20 protein-coding genes are annotated in these 18841 nt (G+C 67.9%); 17 read left to right on the top strand and 3 right to left on the bottom strand.

The genetic code is table 11. From position 1 onward, the window contains the following. The first annotated feature begins 5 nt into the window (after nucleotides 1-5). Both miaA and dapF read left to right on the top strand, forming a co-directional pair. Complete coding sequence (miaA, locus tag D3654_RS14860) at nucleotides 6-908, top strand: tRNA (adenosine(37)-N6)-dimethylallyltransferase MiaA (protein ID WP_120522258.1); 903 nt, start codon at nucleotides 6-8, stop codon at nucleotides 906-908. A gap of 81 nt (nucleotides 909-989) precedes the next feature. Beyond that, nucleotides 990-1919 carry a diaminopimelate epimerase gene (dapF, locus tag D3654_RS14855; RefSeq protein ID WP_120522257.1) on the top strand — a complete coding sequence of 310 codons (930 nt, stop codon included), beginning with the start codon at nucleotides 990-992 and terminating at the stop codon, nucleotides 1917-1919. Here the strand turns inward: dapF and D3654_RS14850 are convergent. After that, nucleotides 1900-2511: a class I SAM-dependent methyltransferase gene (locus D3654_RS14850; protein ID WP_120522256.1), complete on the bottom strand. Its 612-nt coding sequence runs from the start codon at nucleotides 2509-2511 to the stop codon at nucleotides 1900-1902. The two genes, dapF and D3654_RS14850, sit on opposite strands and share 20 nt — an antisense overlap. 436 nt (nucleotides 2512-2947) lie before the next feature. On the opposite strand from D3654_RS14850, the gene hflX reads away from it, so the two are divergent. Then, complete coding sequence (gene hflX, locus D3654_RS14845; protein WP_120522255.1) at nucleotides 2948-4507, top strand: GTPase HflX; 1560 nt, start codon at nucleotides 2948-2950, stop codon at nucleotides 4505-4507. Further along, entirely contained in the window at nucleotides 4500-6551 is a 2052-nt protein-coding gene (locus D3654_RS14840; protein ID WP_120522254.1) for an ATP-dependent DNA helicase, read from the top strand. Before hflX ends, D3654_RS14840 begins: the two co-directional genes overlap by 8 nt. Nucleotides 6552-6566: 15 nt before the next feature. Here D3654_RS14840 and lexA read toward each other — a convergent pair whose 3' ends face one another. Beyond that, nucleotides 6567-7313, bottom strand: a complete 747-nt coding sequence (gene lexA / locus D3654_RS14835) for a transcriptional repressor LexA (protein WP_120522253.1) — start codon at nucleotides 7311-7313, stop codon at nucleotides 6567-6569. Nucleotides 7314-7661: 348 nt separating this feature from the next. On the opposite strand from lexA, the gene D3654_RS14830 reads away from it, so the two are divergent. The 8 genes from D3654_RS14830 to D3654_RS14800 all read left to right on the top strand — a co-directional run bounded on the left by D3654_RS14830 (nucleotide 7662) and on the right by D3654_RS14800 (nucleotide 13861). Next, nucleotides 7662-8018, top strand: a complete 357-nt coding sequence (locus D3654_RS14830; protein WP_245413256.1) for a LysM peptidoglycan-binding domain-containing protein — start codon at nucleotides 7662-7664, stop codon at nucleotides 8016-8018. An 88-nt stretch (nucleotides 8019-8106) separates the two neighbouring features. Beyond that, nucleotides 8107-9225: a histidinol-phosphate transaminase gene (locus tag D3654_RS14825; RefSeq protein WP_120522280.1), complete on the top strand. Its 1119-nt coding sequence runs from the start codon at nucleotides 8107-8109 to the stop codon at nucleotides 9223-9225. 40 nt (nucleotides 9226-9265) lie between these two features. After that, a complete protein-coding gene (hisB, locus tag D3654_RS14820; RefSeq protein ID WP_120522252.1) occupies nucleotides 9266-9892 on the top strand; it encodes an imidazoleglycerol-phosphate dehydratase HisB in 627 nt (208 codons plus the stop codon). Further along, nucleotides 9889-10647 (top strand): imidazole glycerol phosphate synthase subunit HisH, encoded by a 759-nt coding sequence (hisH, locus tag D3654_RS14815; protein WP_120522251.1) that lies wholly within the window; start codon nucleotides 9889-9891, stop codon nucleotides 10645-10647. The genes hisB and hisH overlap by 4 nt, the downstream gene beginning before the upstream one ends. 1 nt (nucleotide 10648) lies before the next feature. Next, nucleotides 10649-10807, top strand: a complete 159-nt coding sequence (locus D3654_RS20530; protein WP_162943752.1) for a hypothetical protein — start codon at nucleotides 10649-10651, stop codon at nucleotides 10805-10807. A gap of 33 nt (nucleotides 10808-10840) precedes the next feature. After that, nucleotides 10841-11581 carry a bifunctional 1-(5-phosphoribosyl)-5-((5-phosphoribosylamino)methylideneamino)imidazole-4-carboxamide isomerase/phosphoribosylanthranilate isomerase PriA gene (gene priA, locus D3654_RS14810; protein WP_205571821.1) on the top strand — a complete coding sequence of 247 codons (741 nt, stop codon included), beginning with the start codon at nucleotides 10841-10843 and terminating at the stop codon, nucleotides 11579-11581. Then, nucleotides 11581-12504: an SseB family protein gene (locus tag D3654_RS14805; RefSeq protein WP_120522249.1), complete on the top strand. Its 924-nt coding sequence runs from the start codon at nucleotides 11581-11583 to the stop codon at nucleotides 12502-12504. Before priA ends, D3654_RS14805 begins: the two co-directional genes overlap by 1 nt. A 55-nt stretch (nucleotides 12505-12559) precedes the next feature. Continuing rightward, nucleotides 12560-13861 carry an MFS transporter gene (locus D3654_RS14800; RefSeq protein WP_120522248.1) on the top strand — a complete coding sequence of 434 codons (1302 nt, stop codon included), beginning with the start codon at nucleotides 12560-12562 and terminating at the stop codon, nucleotides 13859-13861. An 84-nt stretch (nucleotides 13862-13945) separates the two neighbouring features. Here the strand turns inward: D3654_RS14800 and D3654_RS14795 are convergent, their stop codons facing one another. Beyond that, on the bottom strand, nucleotides 13946-14332 hold the full coding sequence (locus tag D3654_RS14795) for a DUF1844 domain-containing protein (RefSeq protein WP_120522247.1): 387 nt from the start codon (nucleotides 14330-14332) through the stop codon (nucleotides 13946-13948). 369 nt (nucleotides 14333-14701) lie between these two features. On the opposite strand from D3654_RS14795, the gene infC reads away from it, so the two are divergent. The 5 genes from infC (at nucleotide 14702) to D3654_RS14770 (ending at nucleotide 18720) form a co-directional block, all read left to right on the top strand. Further along, nucleotides 14702-15646 (top strand): translation initiation factor IF-3, encoded by a 945-nt coding sequence (infC, locus tag D3654_RS14790; RefSeq protein WP_245413255.1) that lies wholly within the window; start codon nucleotides 14702-14704, stop codon nucleotides 15644-15646. A 117-nt stretch (nucleotides 15647-15763) separates the two neighbouring features. Continuing rightward, nucleotides 15764-15958, top strand: a complete 195-nt coding sequence (rpmI, locus tag D3654_RS14785) for a 50S ribosomal protein L35 (RefSeq protein WP_070349297.1) — start codon at nucleotides 15764-15766, stop codon at nucleotides 15956-15958. 111 nt (nucleotides 15959-16069) lie between these two features. After that, a complete protein-coding gene (gene rplT, locus D3654_RS14780; RefSeq protein ID WP_120522245.1) occupies nucleotides 16070-16726 on the top strand; it encodes a 50S ribosomal protein L20, sunset domain variant in 657 nt (218 codons plus the stop codon). A gap of 26 nt (nucleotides 16727-16752) precedes the next feature. Beyond that, complete coding sequence (locus tag D3654_RS14775) at nucleotides 16753-17649, top strand: TrmH family RNA methyltransferase (protein WP_120522244.1); 897 nt, start codon at nucleotides 16753-16755, stop codon at nucleotides 17647-17649. A gap of 153 nt (nucleotides 17650-17802) precedes the next feature. Beyond that, nucleotides 17803-18720, top strand: coding sequence for a cation diffusion facilitator family transporter (locus D3654_RS14770; protein ID WP_120522243.1), 918 nt, complete (start codon nucleotides 17803-17805; stop codon nucleotides 18718-18720). The last annotated feature ends 121 nt before the right edge of the window (nucleotides 18721-18841 follow it).

Genomic DNA, 18841 nt, shown 5'->3' with positions numbered 1-18841 from the left:
CGCAGGTGAACGGTGACCTGACCCCGCCGGTGATCGCCGTCGTCGGGCCCACCGGCTCCGGGAAGTCCGACCTCGGCGTCCAGTTGGCGCTGGCGTTGGGCGGCGAGGTCATCAACGCCGACGCCATGCAGTTCTACCGCGGCATGGACATCGGCACGGCGAAGATCACGCCCGCCGAACGCCACGGAGTGCCCCACCACCTCCTGGACACCATGGACGTCACGGAGGAAGCGAGCGTTTCGGCGTTCCAGCAGGACTGCCGGGCGATCATCGACGACATCCACGCCCGCGGCAAACGCGCCATCCTGGTCGGCGGCTCCGGCCTTTATGTCCGTGCGGCCCTGGACGTGCTCGAGTTCCCCGGAACCGACCCGGCCGCCCGCAAGGAGCTTGAGGACGAAGCCGCCGAGCACGGCCTGTCCGTCCTGGTGGACCGCCTGCGCGCCGTCGACCCGGTGTCCGCCGGACGGCTCGGCGACGCCCGCCGCATCATCCGGGCGCTCGAGGTGCACCGGCTCACCGGCCGCCCCTTCAGCTCCTTCATGCCCGTGCGCGAGTACGTCCGCCCTGCCGTCCAGATCGGGCTCGACGTCGACCGGGAGCTCCTGCGCGAACGCCTCGCCGTGCGGGTGCACCGCATGGTCGATGCCGGACTGCTGGACGAGGTCCGCGCGCTCGACGGCGCCGGCCTGCGCCGCGGCAAGACCGCCTCGCGTGCGCTCGGCTACGCGCAGTTCCTCAGGGTGCTCGACGGCGAGTCGGACACCGCGACGGCGGCCGAGGAGACCATCGTGGCAACGCGGCAGTTCGCGCGCCGCCAGCTCACCTGGTTCCGCGCCGATCCCCGGATCACCTGGCTCGACTGGCAGGACCCCGGACTCATCGCCAAGGCCGCGGAGTTGTGCTGACCAGGCTGTGCTGACGAAGCTGCTCCGCAGGCAGCACCCGCTGATTTAAGGCACACGCCCGCCCGCAGGTAGCCTTGATCCATGGACGAAAGCCTCATGAAGACCCTTGGCCTCAACGGACTGCCTTTTTCCAAGGGCCACGGCACCGGCAACGATTTCGTCCTGATCGCCGACCCGGAAGACCAGCACCTGGTCACCCCGGAACAGGTTGCCGCGCTGTGCAACCGGCACCTCGGCATCGGCGGCGACGGGCTCATCCGCGCCGTCCCCTCGCGCTTCCTTCCCGAAGGCCGTGACATCCTTGCGGATGAACCCGCCGCGGAATGGTTCATGGATTACCGCAACGGTGACGGCTCGCTGTCCGAAATGTGCGGCAACGGCGTCCGCGTTTTCGTGCACTTCCTCATCGACCAGGGCTTCGTGACCCTCGGAGCCGGCGAATCCCTGGCCATCGGGACCCGGGGCGGCGTCAAGCGGATCTCCCGCACCGCCGAGGGCTACGCCGTGGACATGGGCCCCTGGGAATTCATCTTCCCCGAGGACGCCCGCGACAAGGCCATGGACTCGCTGGTCCACGCAGACGGCCTCGAGGTTGCCCGTCCCGCGCTCTCGGTCAGCATGGGCAACCCGCACACGGTGGTGGCGCTGGCCGAACTGTCGGAGCTGGAAGCCACGGAACTCTACAAGGCGCCCCAGGTGGACCCCGTCCCGCCGCACGGCACCAACGTCGAATTCGTCGTGCCGGCCGAGCCGCTGGTCCACGACGGCACCGGGACCATCACCATGCGCGTCCACGAACGCGGCGTGGGTGAGACCCAGTCCTGCGGCACCGGCGCCTGCGCGGCCGCCGTCGCGATCCGGCACTGGGCCGGCGACGGCGCACCGGACACCTGGAAGGTCAACGTTCCCGGCGGCGTCGTCGAAGTGCGCTTCTTCCCCGGCGCAGGCGGGCGCGAACACGTGGAGCTCAGCGGCCCCGCGGTGATCGTCGCTACTGGTTCGCTTTCCTGACCCGCAGGATCCGGAAGGACTTGGCGGTGCTTTCCCGGCTCACGGTGAACGTCCCGTCCAGTTCCTCCGCCAGCCAGCGCTGAAGGGAATCCGAACCCAGGTTCTTCTGGACCACCAGCCAGGCGTCGCCGCCCGGAGCCAGCCGCGGCAGCCACTTCAGCAGCAGCGCATGCAGTTCGGCCTTGCCGATGCGGATCGGCGGGTTCGACCAGATGGTGTCGAACCTCACGGAAGGGTCGACGTCGTCGGGCAGACTTGCGGTGACGTTGCCCAGCCCCAGCGCGGCGGCGTTCTCGTTGGTCAGGGTGATGCAGCGGTCGTTGACGTCCACTGCGTAGACCTGCGCCTTCGGCGCCATGAGCGCCATGGTGAGCGTGATCGGACCCCAGCCGCAGCCGATGTCCAGCAGATTGCCCTGCGCGGCAGGGGCCGGAACTTCGTCCAGCAGGATCACGGTTCCTTTGTCGATGCCGTCGGGGCTGAAAATGCCCGGAGAGCTGTGGAGCCTGCGGGTGGCGCCGGCCAGTTCCACCGTGAGGGGCTTGCGGGGGAAGGGCCCGGCGGGGGCGTTGAAATAGTGAGCAGACTCCATAGCTTGCCAGAGTAGTTGGCGGCGCCAGCCAAGGGAAACCGCGGCGAGCGGCACGTGCCCGCCAGGGCCCGGCAGGGACGGCAAGTGCTTGACAACGCCTGATAGAGTTGTATGCATGTTCTTGATCTTTGAGTAATTCAGCCCCTGCGATGCAGGCCTGCCGGTGCATTCTCTCCAGGAGACCCGCCAGTGCCTTTCCGCCTTGGCATGATCCCGGTAACCGATCCGCTGCAGCGGTGTCCCGTCGAGGCACCCGCGCCGGCTGCCGGAAGCTCAACAGATCGATCCACCCGCCGTCCGGCTCCGGTTCCACCGCCGCCGTCCGCCGTTAGTGGACTTCCTGTCTGGTCCTGCGAAGGCGTCAGCCCAGCGCGAAGCGCGCACCATCAGACATCAATCGGCACTATTCTGGATGTGCCGAACCTCTAAGGAGACCATGACCACGCAGCAGAACACCGGAGCCGATTCCGACGCCCAGGACATGAGTCCTGAACAAATCCAGGCTGTCATCGACCGGATTCTCTCCAAGGATGTGCCGGTACCGGCGCGGGACGACGATTCCCGCGGCGTGTTCGGCAAGGCCCAGGCGATTTCCACCCTGGATGAAGAACACAGCATTTACGACGGCGAACAGGAAGACCTGGCCGAACGCCGCGCCCTGCGCCGCACGGCAGGCCTGTCCACCGAACTCGAAGACGTCACCGAAGTCGAATACCGGCAGCTGCGCCTCGAGCGCGTTGTGCTGGCCGGGCTTTGGACCGAGGGGACCCTCGCCGACGCCGAAAACTCCCTCCGTGAGCTTGCGGCACTGGCCGAGACGGCCGGCTCGGAGGTGCTGGACGGCATCGTCCAGCGCCGGGCCAAGCCGGACCCCGGCACCTACCTCGGTTCCGGCAAGGCGCTGGAGCTCAGGGACATCGTCATGTCCACCGGGGCGGACACCGTCGTCGTGGACACCGAGCTGGCGCCGTCCCAGCGGCGCGGCCTGGAAGACATCGTCAAGGTCAAGGTGGTGGACCGCACCACCCTGATCCTGGACATTTTCGCCCAGCACGCCAAGAGCCGTGAAGGCAAGGCCCAGGTGGAGCTGGCCCAGCTCGAATACCTGCTGCCGCGCCTGCGCGGTTGGGGTGAGTCCATGTCCCGCCAAGCCGGTGGCCAGGTGGGTGGCGCAGGAGCCGGCATGGGTTCGCGCGGCCCCGGTGAAACCAAGATCGAACTCGACCGCCGGCGCATCCGTACCCGGATGGCCAAGCTGCGGCGGGAGATCGCGGCCATGAAGCCGGCGCGGGAGACCAAGCGGGCCAACCGCCGTCGCAATGCCGTCCCGTCGGTGGCGATCGCCGGCTACACGAACGCCGGAAAGTCCTCCCTGCTCAACCGCCTCACCGACGCCGGCGTCCTCGTCGAGAACGCCCTGTTCGCCACGCTCGATCCGACGGTCCGCAAGGCGCAGACCCCGGACGGGATCAGCTACACGCTGGCCGACACGGTCGGTTTCGTCCGCTCCCTGCCCACCCAGCTGGTGGAGGCTTTCCGCTCCACCCTGGAGGAAGTGGCCGACGCCGACCTGATCCTTCACGTCGTGGATGTCTCCCATCCCGACCCCGAAGGCCAGATCGCCGCGGTGCGGACCGTCCTCGCCGAAGTGGATGCCCGGAAGATTCCGGAAATCATCGTGTTGAACAAGGTGGATGCGGCCGATCCCTTCGTCGTCGAACGCCTGAAGCAGAAGGAGCCGCGGCACGCCGTCGTCTCCACGCGCACCGGCCAGGGCATCGCCGAACTGCTGGAATCCATCAGTGCGTCCATCCCGCGGCCCGGCGTCCGGCTGGAGGCGCTGATTCCGTACAACCGGGGCGAGCTGATCAACAAGCTGCACAATTCCGACGCCGAAATCCTCAGCCTTGAGCATGAGGAAGGCGGCACCCGGGTGGTTGCCATGGTGCACGAAAACCTGGCCGCAGAACTCGGCGAGTTCGCCATCAATGGCTGATCAGGAAACCGCAGTCACCGGAGGGTCCAGGGCGGAACGCACCGCCCTGGACCTCCTGGACAAGGCCGTGGCGGGCATGGGCGGGCAGAACCGCACCGGCCAGCACACCATGGCCCTCCATGTTGCCCGGGCGATCGAAAACAACGAGCATCTCCTGGTCCAGGCCGGCACCGGTACCGGTAAGTCACTCGCGTACCTGGTCCCGTTGATTGCGCACGCGATGGACAGCAACAAGCCCACTTTGGTGTCCACGGCGACTCTCGCGCTGCAGAGCCAGATCGTGGCCCGCGACTTGCCCAGGCTTCTCGGAACCCTCAACCCCCTGCTGGAGCGTCCGGTGGTGGTGGCACTGGTCAAGGGCCGGGCGAACTATCTGTGCCTCCACAAACTGGAGGGCGGCTTCCCCAGTGAAGAACCTGCCGAGGGCCAGCTGTTTTCCCTCGGCGAAGACACCAGCGTCCCGCACCTGGCGGCCGCGATTGGCGGCACCGCGTCGCAGCTCGGGAAGGAAGTGCTCCGCCTGCGCGAATGGGCGGAAACCACCGCCACCGGTGACCGCGACGAACTCATGCCAGGTGTGACGGACCGTGCCTGGCGGCAGGTCTCGGTGACCTCCATGGAATGCCTCGGCTCGCAGAAGTGCCCGATGGCCGAGGAATGCTTCAGCGAACTTGCCCGGCATCGGGCCGCGGAGGCCGACGTCGTGGTCACCAACCACGCGATGCTCGCCGTCAGCGCCTTCGAAGGCCTGGCCGTGCTGCCCGAATACGACGTCGTGGTGGTGGACGAGGCCCACGAACTCCAGGACCGTGTCACCGGCGCCGTCTCCGGGCAGCTGTCGGTGACCATGATCCATGCCGCGGCCTCCAGTGCCCGCAAGCACACCGCCATCACCGTGGACGCGCTCAATTCCGCCGCGGACAGGCTCGAGGTTGCGCTGGCCGGCGCCCCCTCCGGGCTGCTGCCCAACGGGCTCAACGACGAACAGCTCGACTGCATCGACCAGCTCCGGGAGGCCTGCCGGGCTGCGCTCTCGGATTCGAAGGGGGATTCCTCCAACGCGGTCGACGGCGGCCGGCAGCTTGCGCGTTCACGCCTCCTGCTGATCCTGGAACTGTGCGAACGGCTGCTCGCCGCCCGCGACAACCGCGAGGTGGTGTGGCTTTCGCGCTCCAGCACCTTCGACCCGCAGCAAGGGTATTCGGCGCCAGACGACAGCGCCCCCGCCCTGATCAACATCGCCCCGCTGAGCGTCGCCGGACGCCTGCGCGAAGGCCTGTTCGCCGACCACACCGTGGTGCTGACTTCCGCCACCCTCGCCATCGGTGCGGCGTTCGAGCCGGCAGCCGGCGGCCTGGGCCTGATGGGGGACGGGGCGCCAAGCTGGACCGGCGTGGATGTCGGCTCGCCCTTCGACTACCCGAAGCAGGGGATGCTGTACGTGGCGGCGCATTTGCCCAAGCCCGGACGCGGAACCTCGCCCGAGGCCCTCGACGAACTGGAGCGGCTGCTCCGTGCCTCGAAGGGTGGCGCCCTGTGCCTGTTTTCCTCCCGCCGGGCTGCCGAAGAAGCGGCCGAACAGATGCGCTCCAGGCTGGACCTCTCCATCCTGTGCCAGGGTGAATCGACCATGGCGGCCCTCGTGAAGCAGTTCGCCGATGAAAAGGACACCTGCCTCTTCGGCACGATGTCGCTTTGGCAGGGCGTGGACGTGCCCGGCGGTTCCTGCCGGCTGGTGGTGATCGACAGGATTCCGTTCCCGCGGCCCGACGACCCGCTGATGACAGCCCGTTCCCGTGCGGTGGCGCAGTCCGGCGGCAACGGCTTCATGGCGGTGTCGGCCACCCACGCGGCGATCCGCCTCGCCCAGGGCGCCGGCCGGCTGATCCGCACCACCGGGGACAAGGGCGTGGTGGCCGTCCTGGACTCCAGGCTTTCGACCGAACGCTACGGCGGATTCCTGCGGGCAGCGCTGCCGCCGTTCTGGGCCACGACCGACCGCACGGTGGTCAGCGGCGCGCTCGAACGGCTGAGCGCGGGCTAGAGGGACTCGCTTTCCCTAGAGGGAACGCAGGACCGAGACGACCTTGCCCATGATCGTTGCGTGGTCGCCGAGGATCGGTTCGTACTGGGTGTTCTGCGGAAGCAGCCAGGTGTGGCCGTCCCGCTGGCGGAACGTCTTGACCGTGGCTTCGTCGTCGAGCAGGGCCGCCACGATGTCGCCGTTGACGGCGTCGTTCTGGCGGCGCACCACCACCCAGTCGCCGTCGCAGATCGCGGCGTCGATCATGGAATCACCCGCCACCTTGAGCATGAACAGTTCGCCGTGGCCGACCAGTTGGCGGGGCAGGGGAAGTACATCCTCCACGGTCTGGTCCGCCAGGATCGGGCCACCGGCGGCGATGCGGCCCACGAGCGGCACCAGGGCGGTGTCGCTGGCGCTGGCCAACTCGGTGACGGCAAGGCCCCCGGTGCTCCGCAGCGAGGCGGGAGCTTCGACGCCCGGAATTTCGGCCCTGCCATCGAGGGTCAGCGGCATGAGGACTTCCATGGCGCGGGGACGCTTCGGATCACGCCTCAGGTAGCCGAGCTTCTCCAGCTGGGACAACTGGTGCGTGACGCTGGAGAGGCTGGCAAGGCCCACGGTATCGCCGATCTCGCGCATCGACGGCGGGTAGCCGTTGTCGTTCACGGAACGCTGGATGGTCTCCAGGATCTTCTTCTGGCGGACGGTCAGGCCCTTGGCCGCCTTGGGCAGCTGTTGGCTCCGCGGGACGGCTCCGTTGCCGTTGGCTCGTGCTGCCATGTGCCGCGTCCTTCCGTTCTGCCCGGGCCGTCGGCCGGGGACGGGGCCCTGAAAATGTCAGACCCTCCTGATGCACTTTTCCCGTGCCTGTTCCTTCCTCAAACGTAGGGCAGGTGCAGGGCTTTATCAAACATTTGTTCTAGCGAGTCTCGACACCATTCGTTGATAAGTGCTAAAAATGTCGTAGCAAGGTTCGAATATGTGTTCTAAGTCAGCAGATCGGCCGCCCATCGATTCGAACATCGGATTCGAACGCAGGGCGGGCAGGTGCTGATGGATGAAGAGAGAATTGGCAGCCATGCGCCGGGCGGATCCGGGTGCAGGCTTTTCACCAGGAGGGCTCAGCTCATGTCCGGCATCACCATCACCCGCGAATTCCCCCAGGCTGTCCCCGGCCGCCTCCGCCTCACCCGTCGTGGCCGCATCGTCTTCTTCGGCATCCCGGCAATGCTCCTCCTTGCCGCGCTGCTGACCTTCGTCGGATTCCTGAACTCGCCGGCGAAGGCCGCCGACGAGGGAACCGCATTGCGGGCTACCCCCACGGTGGCCGTCACCGTGCAAGCCGGCCAGTCCCTGTGGGGGATCGCCGGAGCCGCCGCGCCGCTGCGTGATCCGCGCGACGTCATTGTGGAAATCATCCAGTTGAACAACCTGGAAGGCGGGCGCATCGTCCCCGGCCAGCAGTTGTTCGTCCCCGCCGCCTGACCCCGCACGCTCACGCGGCCGCACGTCCCTCGCCGGCCGCAGCTGTCACAGTTTCAAGGCACCAGCGCTTGCACCTTAAACTGTCATGGTGAGTGAGCAGCTAGAGCGACTTGACCGACTTCCCCTCCGGAGCAACCTCCGCGGACTGAGCCCGTACGGTGCCCCGCAGCTGGACGTTCCGATCCTGCTCAACGTCAACGAAAACACCCATGGCGTTCCCGCGGATGTCCAGGCCGCGATCACCGAGGCTGTCGCCAAGGCGGCCATGGGCCTGAACCGCTACCCGGACCGCGAGTTCACGGAACTGCGCGAGGCGCTGGCCGAATACCTGGGCCACGGCCTTACGCCGGAGAACATCTGGGCGGCCAACGGCTCGAACGAGGTCCTCCAGCAGATTCTCCAGGCCTTTGGCGGCCCCGGTCGCACCGCCCTGGGCTTCCCTCCCACGTACTCGATGTACCCCCTGCTCGCCAGTGGAACCGATACCGCCTACGTCACCGGCGTCCGTGCCGACGACTACGGGCTGGACGCCGCGTCGGCCGCAGCGCAGGTCCGGGAACTGCAGCCGAACATCGTGTTCCTCTGCTCACCGAACAACCCCACCGGCACGGGCCTGGGCCTTGACGTCGTCGAGGCCGTCTACGAAGCGGGTGAGGCAAGCCAGGCGATTGTCATTGTCGACGAGGCGTACCACGAGTTCGCCCACGACAACACGCCCAGCGCGCTGACCCTGCTGCCCGGCCGCGAACGCCTCATTGTTTCGCGCACCATGAGCAAGGCCTTCGCCCTTGCCGGCGCCCGCGTGGGCTACCTGGCAGCCGCGCCTGAGGTCACCGACGCCATCCGCCTGGTACGCCTGCCGTACCACCTCTCCGCAGTCACCCAGGCCACCGCCCTCGCGGCCCTCCGGCACCGCGAGGCGCTCATGGCCGATGTTGAGGACATCAAGGTCCAGCGCGACCGCATCGTCGACGGGCTGATCCGCCTGGGCCTGAAGCCCGCGTCCTCCGACTCGAACTACGTCTTCTTCGGCGGCCTCGAGAATCCGCACGCCATCTGGCAGGGCCTGCTCGACGCCGGCGTGCTGATCCGCGACGTCGGCATCCCCGGCCACCTGCGCGTGACCGCAGGCACCGAAGCCGAAACCACGGCCTTCCTCGAGGCCCTCGAAGCCCTGCTTGACGGCCAAGCCCCCGCCCGGGCCTAGACTTGAAGCTGATCCACACCTCCCTTCTAAGGACAATTCAATGAGCGAAAACGGCGCCACCACGGCAGCCGCCCGGACCGCACGCATGGAACGCGCTACCAGCGAGTCCTCGGTCTTCGTCGAGATCAACCTCGACGGCACCGGCGCCTCGGACATCAGCACCTCCGTGCCGTTCTACGACCACATGCTCACCGCGCTCTGCAAGCATTCGCTCATCGACATGACCGTCAAGGCCACCGGTGACACCCACATCGACGCCCACCACACGGTGGAAGACGTCGCCATCACCTTCGGCGAAGTCCTGCGCACCGCGCTCGGGAACAAGGCAGGGATCCGCCGCTTCGGCGAAGCCACCGTGCCCCTCGACGAAGCACTGGCACACGCCGTCGTGGACGTCTCCGGACGCCCGTACCTGGTGCACGGCGGCGAGCCCGCGGGCCAGGAATACCACCTCATCGGCGGACACTTCACCGGTTCGCTGACGCGCCACGTCTTCGAGGCGATCACGCTGCACGCCGGCATCTGCCTGCACATGAACGTGCTGGCCGGCCGCGACCCGCACCACATCGTCGAAGCCCAGTTCAAGGCCTTCGCCCGCGCCCTCCGCGCCGCCGTGGAATCCGATCCCCGCGTGGAGGGCATCCCGTCCACCAAGGGAGCCCTGTGAGCAAGCAGATCCTCAAGGACGGCGCCGTCGTGGACCCCGACGCCGCCGGCCGCATCATTTCCCCTGACGGCAAGCCCACCGTCACCGTCCTGGACTACGGCTCCGGGAACGTGCGCTCGGCCGTGCGCGCCCTGGAACGTGCCGGCGCCCAAGTGACCCTCAGCGCCAAGCCCGAAGACGTCCTGAACGCGGACGGCCTGCTGGTCCCCGGCGTCGGAGCCTTCGAAACCGTCATGCGCGAACTGAAGGCCGTCGACGCCATCCGGATGATCGGGCGCAGGGTGGCCGGCGGCCGTCCCGTGCTCGCCATCTGCGTGGGCCTGCAGGTCCTCTTCGAAGCCGGCGTGGAGCACGGCACCGAATCCGAGGGCATGGGGGAGTGGCCCGGCAAGGTCGAACTGCTGCCTGCCCCGGTCGTCCCGCACATGGGCTGGAACACCGTGAAGGTGCCCGAAGGCTCCAAGCTGTTCGCCGGCGTCGAGGACGAGCGCTTCTACTTCGTGCACTCCTACGGCGTGCAGAAGTGGGAGTTCGACGTGGCGCAGCCGCGGATGGCCCCGCCCATGGTCACCTGGTCCGAGCACGGCGCGCCCTTCATTGCCGCCGTGGAGAACGGGCCGCTGTGCGCCACCCAGTTCCACCCGGAGAAGTCCGGCGATGCCGGGGCACGCCTACTGCGCAACTGGGTCGAGGGCCTGCGCCCCAAGCCCGCCGGCGGCACGGCAACCACCGGCGCCCCGGAAGCCACCGCCTGATATGTGGTCGATCATCCTGATGGGCCTGGCCGGGCTGCTGATCGGTGGCGGGATTTCCTTCCACCAGCAGAAGCGGCCCCGCTGGGTTTCCATTTCCTTCTACGTGCTGGCCGCCATGTCGCTGCTGGCCGCCTACCTTCTGACCCTGCCGGGCAAGTGACGCCCGCTTCCGTCTCCAACACCGAGGATTCCCATGGCTACTGAACTGCCCGTCCTGGAACTGCTGCCCGCCGTCGACATCGTGGACGGCCAGGCCGTCCGCCTCCTGCAGGGCGAGGCCGGCTCCGAAACCAGCTACGGCACCCCGCTCGAAGCCGCCCTGAACTGGCAGAACGACGGCGCCGAATGGGTGCACATGGTGGACCTCGACGCCGCCTTCGGCCGCGGGAACAACGCGGACCTCATCAGCGAAGTGGTCTCGCAGCTGGAGGTAAAGGTCGAGCTCTCCGGCGGCCTGCGCGACGACGAGTCCCTCGAGCGCGCCCTCGGGCTCGGCGTCGCCCGCGTCAACCTCGGTACCGCCGCCCTCGAGAACCCCGAATGGACCCGGCGCGCCATCGAACGCTTCGGCGACAAGATCGCCGTCGGCCTCGACGTCCGCGGCACCACCCTGGCCGGCCGCGGCTGGACCAAGGAAGGCGGCGACCTCTGGGAGGTTCTGGCCCGCCTCGAGGACGCCGGCTGCGCCCGCTACGTCGTTACCGACGTGACCAAGGACGGTACGCTGCAGGGCCCCAACGTCGAGCTGCTCAAGCAGATGGTCGAAAAGACCGGCAAGCCCGTCGTCGCCTCCGGCGGCATCTCCAGCCTGGAGGACCTGCGCGTCCTGCGCGAACTGGTGCCGGTCGGCGTCGAAGGCGCAATCGTGGGCAAGGCCCTGTACGCGGGAGCCTTCACGCTTCCCGAGGCCCTGGACGTAGCCGGCCGCCGCTGATGCCCGGCGAGCAGGAACAGGTGCCGGCAGAAGGCGCAGCGCCCAGGCGCGAACTTCCGGGCCACATCGCCGCGGCACTGGCCGGCGCCGGGGGAGCGGCCGACTCGGCCGGAACGCCGTGGGAGGGCCGGAACCTGAGCGGGGACGCCGCGAAGATCCATAACTTCGAGGACGACGACGGCAGCGCCGACGCCGGGTACCTCGCCGCCATCGACGCGTTGCGCGAGGGCAGAGGCGGCGAAGCGGAGGTCGTCCGGGCGCTGGCCACGGCGCGGGTTTTCGTGCCGGTCATGGCGACCTTGGCAGAAGAAGCCGACGGCGTCGCCGACGCGCACGGCCACACCCTGCATGCCGACAAGCAGGCCGACATGGCCCTGGTCACCCTGAAGGCCCCCGACGGCCGGGCGGCGATGCCGGTGTTCACCTCGGCGGCCGCCCTCGAATCCTGGCATCCGGAGGCCCGGCCCGTCGCTGTCTACGCAGCCCGCGCGGCGCTTTCCGCAGTCTCCGAAGGCGCCCAATTGCTCGTCCTGGACCCGGGATCCGACGTCACGTTCGTGGTCCGTCGTCCGGCGGTGTGGGCATTGGCACAGCAGCGCGACTGGACGCCGTCGTACCTGGATGATCAACTGGAGTCTGCTCTCGCTTCCACGGCACGGGAATTCCCGGCGGTCCGCCGCCTGGAAACCCGCCAGGGCGCCGGAACGGCATCCCGAACGGCGGCCGGACACACCGTGGCCGGCGGCGGTGCCGGCCCCGAACTGCAGGTGGTGCTTTTCCTCGCCGACGGCCTCGACGCCACAGGCCTGCAGGCGCTGCTGGGACGGCTGAACGAAGCGTGGGCACAGCTTGATGCCTTCGCCGAGAACGTCGACTCACTCGAGGTCAAGCTGCAGCGCTTCGCGCAGGAGACTGCGCCTTAATCACGGTTGCACCGGTCCACGGGCAGCCACCCGGGGAACAAAGAGGTTGTAGCTCGTGAATTTCGCTCTCTACAGGGAGTCGCTGTCCATCCGTTCGGTCAGGCAGCTGCTGATCATCGGCCTGATCGCCCGCATCCCGCACTCGGCGGCCGGCGTACTCCTGACGCTGCACATCGTGCTGACGCTGGACCAGGGCTACGCGGCGGCCGGTGCCGCCGCGGCGCTGATGACCATCGGCATCGCCATCGGCGCGCCCTGGCGGGGCCGCCGCGTGGACCGGGCTGGCCTCCGCAAGGCCCTTATCCCCTCGGTCATTTCCGAAGCGTTCATCTGGGCGGTCGTCCCTCACGCCAGCTACCAGTGGGTCCTGCCCCTGGTGTTCGTGGGCGGCCTGTTCAGCCTGCCCATCTTCAGCGTCATCCGGCAGTCCCTGGGCGTGCTGGTCGAGGGGGAGCAGCGGCGCTCGGCCTTCGCCCTCGATTCCATCTTCACCGAGATGGTCTTCATGATCGGCCCGGCCGTGGGCGCCATCGCGGCGACGAGCGGCTACTCCGCCGTTGCCCTGACGGCGGTCGGTGCCTCGGCCTCGGTGGCCGGCCTCTTCCTGATCTGGTTCAACCCGCCCACCCGCACCGAGGACCCCTGTACCGCGGAGGAAAGCGCCGCACGTGCCGCGGACGATCTCACCGCGGCGGGTGCCGCGATGGTCGCCTCGGCCGCGCACGTGCAGGAGGCCGCCTCCGAACTGGCCCCCGCCGGTTCCAGGCTGGCGCGGCTCCGCGGGCACGTCGCACGGAACTTCGCCTGGCTCACCGTCTCCGTTGCGGCGGTCTTCGTCGTCGCGGCCGGCTCCGGCATGGTGCTCAGCGGCACCGACGTCGGCATCGTGGCGATCCTGGAGCGCGGAGGCCACCAGACCGAACTCGGCATCGTCTTCTTCTTCTGGTGCGCCGCCTCCGTGATTGGCGGCGTGGTCTACGGTGCGATGCACCGGCCCGTTTCGCCGCTGCTGCTCCTGCTCGGCATGGCCGCGCTGACCATCCCGATGGGCCTCGCCCAGGACACCTGGGCCCTGGCCATCCTCTCCCTGCTGCCGGGCCTGCTGTGCGCGCCGGTGCTGTCGGCCGCCTCGGAGAAGGTCGCCGACCTCGTCGGGGAGGAGCGCAGGGGAGAAGCGATGGGCTGGTACGGCTCGGCCCTGACCGCCGGGGTCGCGCTCGGCGCCCCGCTGGCCGGTGTGTTCATCGACGGCGTCGGTTCCTGGGCGGGCTTCGTTTCGGTGGGCGTCGCCGGCGTCGCGCTCTGCCTGGCGGGCCTGGTGCTGATGCGGATCCGAAGGGCGGCACGCGTCCGCTAGCCGCACTTTGCACATCAGACGACGACGGCGGCTGCCCCACCCGGGGACAGCCGCCGCCGTCGTCTGTGCTTGGTTTTTCCGGGACTAGTTCACCGGACCGGTGAACTTTTCGCCCGGGCCCTTGCCCGGCTCGTCCGGGATCAAGGACGCTTCGCGGAACGCGAGCTGCAGCGATCGCAGGCCGTCGCGCAAGGGACCGGCGTGCTGCGAACCGATCTCCGGGGCTGCTGCGGTCACCAGGCCGGCGAGGGCGGTGATGAGCTTGCGGGCTTCATCCAGGTCCTTCAGGTCCTCGGCGTTGGGGTCGTCGGCAAGGCCCACCTTGACGGCGGCCGCGCTCATCAGGTGTACCGCTCCGGTGGTGATGACCTCAACGGCCGGAACCTCCGAAATATCACGGATTTGCTGGGCCAGTCCGGCGTCGTCGCCTTCTTCGGTCCGGTCGGGTGAATTGCTGTCAGCAGTGCTCATGCTGGTAAGCTTGACACAGACCGGCTGAGAGTCGCCATTTTGCCGTGGAAACCCCGTCCTGCCACTCGATGTGCAGTTGGCGGGCTGTTTCTGTAGACTTGACTTTCAGTTTGCAAGCGGAGTTCTCTCCCACCCGCGTCAGCCGTTTCCCTTCGGGGATGTTAAGTTGCCGGGTATCTGGTCGGACATTGTCCGGGACTGTTCCCGTTCAGTGCGTGCCTGTCGTCCCGGCAGGTCCCGATCTTCCGAGGCCTTCGATTGCACCAGCAATTGGGGGCCTTCTCTTTTTGCCGGTGGAACACTAACCACAACCACAGGAGCTTTGACATTAGCGAGCCAAGAATCAATGAGCGTATCCGCGTCCCCGAGGTGCGGCTGGTCGGCCCTGCCGGCGAACAGGTAGGAATCGTCCGTATCGAGGATGCCCTGCGCCTGGCTGCCGAATCTGATCTGGATCTCGTTGAAGTTGCACCGCAGGCCAAGCCTCCGGTGTGCAAGCTGATGGACTTCGGCAAGTACAAGTACGAAGCCGCGGTCAAGGCCCGTGAGGCCCGCAAGAACCAGACCAACACGGTTCTGAAGGAAATCCGCTTCCGCCTGAAGATCGACACCCACGACTACGAAACGAAGCGCGGCCACGCCCTCCGCTTCCTGGGTGCCGGTGACAAGGTGAAGGCCATGATCCAGTTCCGCGGCCGTGAGCAGCAGCGCCCCGAAATGGGTATCCGCCTGCTGCAGCGTTTCGCGGAAGACGTCGCCGAAGTCGGTGTGGTGGAGTCCAGCCCCCGGATCGACGGCCGCAACATGGTCATGGTGATCGGTCCGCTGAAGAACAAGGCCGAGGCCAAGGCCGAAGCCCGCCGAGCTGCACAGCGCGCCGAAGCCAAGGCCCAGAACGAGGCCAAGGCTGCAGCACGGATCGACACGTCGGGCAACGACGCTCCGCTCACCCAGACCCTCGGGGACCTGCTTCCGGCAGAACTCCTGAACCAGTCTGAGGAACAGGCGACGGAAACCCCCGTGGAGGAAACCGCCGTCGAGCAGGCCCCCGTTGCAGAGGCCCCGGCCGAGCAGGCACCTGCTGCAGAGGCTCCCGTCGAGGAAGCCCCCGCAGAAGAGGCGCCGGCCGCCGTGGAAGCACCCCAGCCGGCTGAGGAAGTTGCACCGGCCGAGGAAGCTCCGAAGCCCGCCGCCGCACCGAAGCCGGCAGCTGCCGCGGTTCCGAAGCCGATGGCAAAGCCCGCGGCTCCGAAGCCCGTCGCTCGCCCGGCGGCACCGAAGCCGGCCAAGCCGGCAGCGCGCAAGACCAACTAGTCACGCCGCAGGAAGCCACGCTTCCGCCCGGCACGCAAACAGCACGCCGGCCCCACGGGGCCGGCTGCACGAAAGAACTGCAGACCCGTCTGCGGACACGTAAGGAGATCGGTTCCCATGCCGAAGATGAAGACCCACAGCGGTGCCAAGAAGCGCTTCAAGCTGACCGGTACCGGCAAGCTGAAGCGTCAGCAGGCCAACCGCCGCCACTACCTGGAGCACAAGTCCTCCATCCTGACCCGTCGCCTCGCCGGCGACAAGATCGTCTTCAAGGGCGATGCCAAGGTCATCAAGAAGATGCTCGGCGTCTAAGTTCCACGTTTTCCGGTTGCTGCCACCCGGCAGCACTGACTACACCAAAGCCTTCCCCGGCCGCCAGGAATTCGGCGGCCCGCGGGATAAGAATTCTGAAGGAGTACGCACGTGGCACGTGTGAAGCGGGCGGTCAACGCCCAGAAGAAGCGTCGGGTCATCCTTGAACGGGCAAAGGGCTACCGCGGGCAGCGGTCCCGCCTGTACCGCAAGGCCAAGGAACAGCTGCTGCACTCGTTTGTGTACAGCTACGGCGACCGCCGCAAGCGCAAGGGCGACTTCCGCCGCCTCTGGATCCAGCGCATCAACGCTGCATCCCGCGCCAACGGCCTGACCTACAACCGCCTCATCCAGGGCCTGAAGGCTGCTGAGGTTGAGGTCGACCGCCGCATGCTCGCCGAGCTGGCCGTGTCCGACGCCAACGCCTTCACCGCGCTGGTGAACGTTGCCAAGGCTGCCCTGCCCGCCGACACCTCCGCTCCGGCCGCCAAGGCCGAGGCTGCCCCGAAGGCTGCTGCCAAGGCTGCCGCCGCCCCGAAGGCTGCCGACAAGCCGGCCATCGAAGGCGCCGTCGCCGCCGTTGAGGGCGAAGGCGCTCCGGAAGGCTACGAGATCAAGGGCAACGCCGAGTCCAAGAAGTACCACGTCCCGGGTTCCACCTGGTACGACAACACCGCCGCCGAATACTGGTTCTCCAGCGTTGAGGCTGCAAAGGCTGCCGGCTTCGAGCCGGCCGGCGGCGAAGCCCGCCAGCAGATCAAGAACTAGTCGCGACAGCCACTAAAGTTCTTTATATGAACGAAACCGGGCGCCCGCAAGATTTTCCGATGTCCAACCCCCGAGCCGATCGGGTCAGGGATGTCGCAAAGCTTGCAGGGCGCCCGGCCCGTTTAAAGCGCGGCCGCTTTCTGGCGGAGGGCCCGCAGGCCGTGCGTGAGGCCCTGTCGCTGCATCGGGAACGTACCCTGGCGGGCGGGCCCGGCGTCGTCCATGAGGTGTACGCAAGCGAAGCATGCCTGGAGCGGCTTCCCGAACTTGCCGACCTGGCGCAGGGCGTGAACCTCCGCCTGGCCACGGACGAGGTCCTTGCGGCCATGGCCGACACGGTGAACCCCCAGGGGATCCTGGCGGTCTGCAGCTTCGTCGACGTCAGCCTGGAGTCAGTGCTCGACGCCGGTCCGCGCCTTGTGGCGGTCATGTGCCAGGTGCGCGACCCCGGAAACGCGGGAACCGTGCTGCGGGCGGCGGACGCCGCCGGGGCGGACGCGGTGGTGCTGACGGCGTCGAGCGTGGACATCTACAACCCCAAAGCCGTGCGCTCCACGGCCGGTTCGCTCTTCCACCTCCCGGTGGTGCTCGGCGCGGACGTCGATGAACTGGTGGCGGCCTGCAAGGCCCGCGGGATTGGCGTGCTGGCCGCCGATGGCTACGGCACCGTCAACCTGGACACGCTGCAGGACGAGAACGCCGCGCGCCGGTTGGGCGCCACGGACGTGGTGTCCGACTACGCCCTCGAAAACCCGACCGCCTGGCTCTTCGGCAACGAAGCGCAGGGCCTGTCCGATGCCGAACTCGCCCTCGCCGAACACCGGGTGGCGGTTCCGGTCTACGGTTCCGCGGAAAGCCTGAACCTCGGCACCGCGGCAACCGTGTGCCTCTACGCCAGCGCCCGCTCACAGCAGGGAAGCTGAGCCGAATCCCTGGCCAGCCCGGCGGCGGACCAGACGTCGCGGTGTGCGCGCGGGACGCTCCTGCCGGTACGGTATTGCTTGCAGGGAAGGGGGCCGCGGGGTCCCGGCTGTTCCCCGCAAGTTCCCCGGATCCTGTGAAGAGGAGAAGCTTTCGTGGCTGCAAATGGCGGTACCAAGGCGATCGTGGCGGCACTGGCCGCCAACCTGACCATCGCCTTGTTGAAGTTCGTCGCATTCGTCCTGACGATGTCATCGTCCATGCTGGCGGAGGCGATCCACTCGGTGGCCGACTCCGGAAACCAGCTCCTGCTCCTGATCGGCGGCAAGCGGGCCAAGCGCGCCGCGAGCCCGCAACACCCCTTCGGCTACGGCCGCGAGCGATACATCTACGCCTTCATCGTCTCGATCGTGCTGTTCAGCGTCGGCGGCCTGTTCGCCCTGTTCGAGGCTTGGGAGAAGTTCCAACACCCCCACGCCATCGAAGGCGACTTCTGGTGGGTCCCGCTCGCCGTCCTGATCGGTGCGATCGTTGCCGAAAGCTTCTCCTTCCGCACGGCGATCATTGAGTCCAACCACGTCCGCGGCAAGCAGAGCTGGACGAACTTCATCCGGAACGCCAAGCAGCCCGAGCTCCCGGTTATCCTGCTGGAGGACCTCGGCGCCCTCGTCGGCCTTGTCTTCGCCCTCTTTGGCGTGAGCATGACCCTGCTGACCGGGGACGGCGTCTGGGATGCCGCCGGCACCGCCATGATCGGCCTGCTGCTGGTGGCGATCGCCGTCGTGCTGGCTGTCGAGACGAAGTCGCTGCTGCTGGGCGAATCCGCCACCAAGGAAGACGTCGCCCGCATCACCGCAGCCCTCGAGTCCGGCAGCACCCGCATCATCCACCTCAAGACCATGCACCTTGGCCCGGAGGAACTGCTCGTCGCCGCAAAGATCAGCGTGGGTGCGGCCGATACCGGCGAGAGCATCGCCAAGGCGATCGACGACGCCGAGGGCCGGATCCGCGCTGCGGTTCCGATGGCGCGGGTCATCTACCTCGAGCCGGACATCGCCCGTGTGAACGCCTGACGCCTGGCATACCCTGACCCCAGCCAGGCAGGCCGGACTTCCTCCGGCCTAAGCAGAACGCCGGCCGTGCATCCATGCACGGCCGGCGTTCTGCTCAACGGTTCCTCTGTGGCGGTCACCG

Source organism: Arthrobacter celericrescens (genome assembly GCF_003614925.1).
Lineage (GTDB): Bacteria > Actinomycetota > Actinomycetes > Actinomycetales > Micrococcaceae > Arthrobacter > Arthrobacter celericrescens.
Note: the sequence above shows the minus strand (reverse complement) of the source record. Positions and strands in the feature narration are given on the sequence as shown.